3 protein-coding genes and 1 pseudogene are annotated in these 2,586 nt (G+C 66.4%); all 4 read right to left on the reverse strand.

Going from position 1 to position 2,586, the window contains the following annotated elements; all coding sequences use genetic code 11:
* Positions 1–322, reverse strand: a 322-nt coding sequence (locus WKW80_RS37025; RefSeq protein WP_340368532.1) for an alcohol dehydrogenase catalytic domain-containing protein, incomplete at its 3' end; no start/stop codon positions are given.
* Between the two features lie 42 nt (positions 323–364).
* Positions 365–1,678, reverse strand: coding sequence for an MFS transporter (locus tag WKW80_RS37030; protein WP_340368533.1), 1,314 nt, complete (start codon positions 1,676–1,678; stop codon positions 365–367).
* Between the two features lie 145 nt (positions 1,679–1,823).
* On the reverse strand, positions 1,824–2,408 hold the full coding sequence (locus WKW80_RS37035; protein ID WP_340368534.1) for an RBBP9/YdeN family alpha/beta hydrolase: 585 nt from the start codon (positions 2,406–2,408) through the stop codon (positions 1,824–1,826).
* A gap of 2 nt (positions 2,409–2,410) precedes the next feature.
* Positions 2,411–2,586 (reverse strand): annotated as a pseudogene (locus WKW80_RS37040) (3-keto-5-aminohexanoate cleavage protein); the annotation flags it as partial.

Genomic DNA, 2,586 nt, shown 5'->3' on the forward strand with positions numbered 1-2,586 from the left:
GCGGGATCAGCACCTCGGCCGGCATCACGCGGACCTGCGAATACGAGCCCTGCGGCCCGATGAGGTAGCCCACGCGGTCGCCCACGCGGATGTCGGTCACGCCGGGGCCGACCGCCTCGACAACGCCCACGGCGTCGGAGCCGAGGCCATTGGGCAGCGCCAGCGGATAGAGGCCGGTGCGGAAGTAGGTGTCGATGAAGTTGACGGCGATGTAGGTGTGCCGCACGCGGGCCTGGCCGGGTCCCGGCTCGCCCACGTCGACGTCTTCCAGCTTCAGGACTTCCGGACTTCCTGTTTCATGAATGCGAATGGCCTTGACCATGATCTATTCCTTTTTGTCTCGAATGTCGAATAACGGCCGTCGTCAGCTGGCGACGGCGAGCCTCACGCCGGACACCTTGGTCACGTCCGCGTCGTAGCTGCGTGCGCACCAGATGAAGGCTGCTGCGGCCAGCAGGCTGAAGCACGGCACCAGCGCCAGCGCATGTTGCAGACCCCACTGGTCGGACAATGCGCCCACCAGGAACGGACCGAGGGCCAGGCCGAACAGGTTCTGGAACAGCGAGAGCACAGCCGAACCCGTGGAACGCACGCCAGGGTGAACCACGTCGATGACCACGCCGGAAACCACGCCCACCGTGCAGGTCATGAAGAAGCCGCCGAGCAGCACCAGCTTGAGCTGTTGCGGCCCCGGCTGCATTCCTGCGAAGGCGGCCAGGAAAACCCCCGCCGTCACCACGCACAACAGTGCCAGCGCCGGGAGCTTGTTGCGGGGACGGCGCACCGTGACGCGGTCCACGACGTAGCCCCAGAAGACGCTGCCCAGTGCGCCGATCAGCACGACCATCGCGGCCTGCTTGGCGGCAGACTCGGGCTCGACGCCATGAAAGCGATTGAGGTAGCTCGGCAACCAGGACCACACGGCGGACACCACGATGAGCTGCATGGCTGCGCCCACGCAGACCCACAGCATCGTGCGGGTTCGCGCCAGCGTGCTGAAGATGTGCTTGAGCGTGTCGCCGAGCGAATGGGCAACCTTGTCCAGTTGCGGCGTGAGCGCCACCGTCTTGTAGTCGCGCACGAACAGGTACAGCAATGCCATCACGAGGCCCGGAATACCGACCACGCCGAATGCGGCTTTCCAGCCCCACTTGGCCGCGATCATGCCGCCCAGCACCACGCCCAGCACCGAGCCCAGCGATGCAGCGGCGTAGAAGGCGCCCAGCAAGCCTGCGCGCAGGCGCTTCGGAAACAGCGTGGAGATCAACGCCGCGCCGACCGAGCCGTAGCCGGTCTCGCCTGCGCCCACCACCGCACGCGCGGCAAAGAGCTGCGCGTAGCTGGTGGTGAACATGCACGAGACGCTGGCCACGCTCCAGACGGTCGCCATCACGACGATGCTCTTCACGCGGCTCACCCGGTCCGCCATCAGCGCCACCGGGATTCCGCCGATCGCCACCACGATCGAGATGATGGAAACCAGCGAGCCGAGCTGCTTGTCGCTCAGATTCCATTCGCTCTTGATGTGCGGGAAGAGCGAGACGATCACCTGCCGGTCGATGTAGTCGAACAGCATCAGGCCGAAGGTCATCGCGAAGGCGAACCATGCCTGGCCGCGGCTCAGGAGATAGTCCTCACTGCGTTCTTGCGTCGTTGCGGGAAGTGCAATCGTGCTCATGGCTGTTTCCTGTCGAATGCAGACCCGTGCCTGCCGGTTGCGTGAATGTGAATGGCCGTGGCCATGATGTAAGTCCTTGATGTATCCAATGACGGCCGGCGTGCGGCCATGAACCGTTGGCTACCCTTGAGCCTTCGGCTTTATCTCAGCGTGCCGCCAGATTGGCGATGAATGTTTCGGCCTGGGCCCACTTGCCGAAGCCCGAGGCCGGGTTCAGGTGGCCGACCGCGCCCAGATCCACGAGGCTGCTGCCCCAGTTTCCGGCCAGCGCCGCGATGCGTTCGTAGTTCCGCGCGAGCGGGTCATTGCGGCTCGCGGCGACGATGCTCGGGAATGGCAGCGTGTCGCGCGGCACGGGCAGCCAACCGCCGGCGCGCAGCTCTTCCAGCGTGGGATAGCCCTCGGGCATCGCCTCCTCGAAGTCCGGCGGCGCGGCCATCAGGGCGCCATGGACGGCGCGCCGGGACTGGCGTGCCCAATGGGCGACCATCACGCAGCCGCCGCTGTGCGCCACGAGGATCAGCGGACCTTCGATGGCTTGCGCCTCGCGCTCGATCGCGGCGACCTTGGTCGCGCAGTCGAGGTCGGCGCGACCCATCGGCGGTACCGTGCGCACTTGGCGGCCCTGGGCCTTCAGGTCGGCAGCCAGCAGTGTCTGCCAGTGCGCGTCCACGTGGTCGCGCAGTCCGGGGACGATGAGAACCGTCGGCATGGTCGCTGCAGTCGTCATCGTCATGCTGCCTTGCGCAGGAAGCCCTGGTGGGCGCCGTTGCGGTTCGGTGCGAAGCCGTTGGCCTGCAGCGACTCTTCCACGGTGTCGTAGAACACGCCGATCTTGCTGATCTCGCGTGCCTGCTGCGCGGTGGCCACCGGGCGGCCGAATTCGCGCGAGATGCGCACCAGCTGCT

It is taken from the genome of Variovorax humicola (genome assembly GCF_037889915.1).
Taxonomy (GTDB): domain Bacteria; phylum Pseudomonadota; class Gammaproteobacteria; order Burkholderiales; family Burkholderiaceae_C; genus Variovorax; species Variovorax humicola.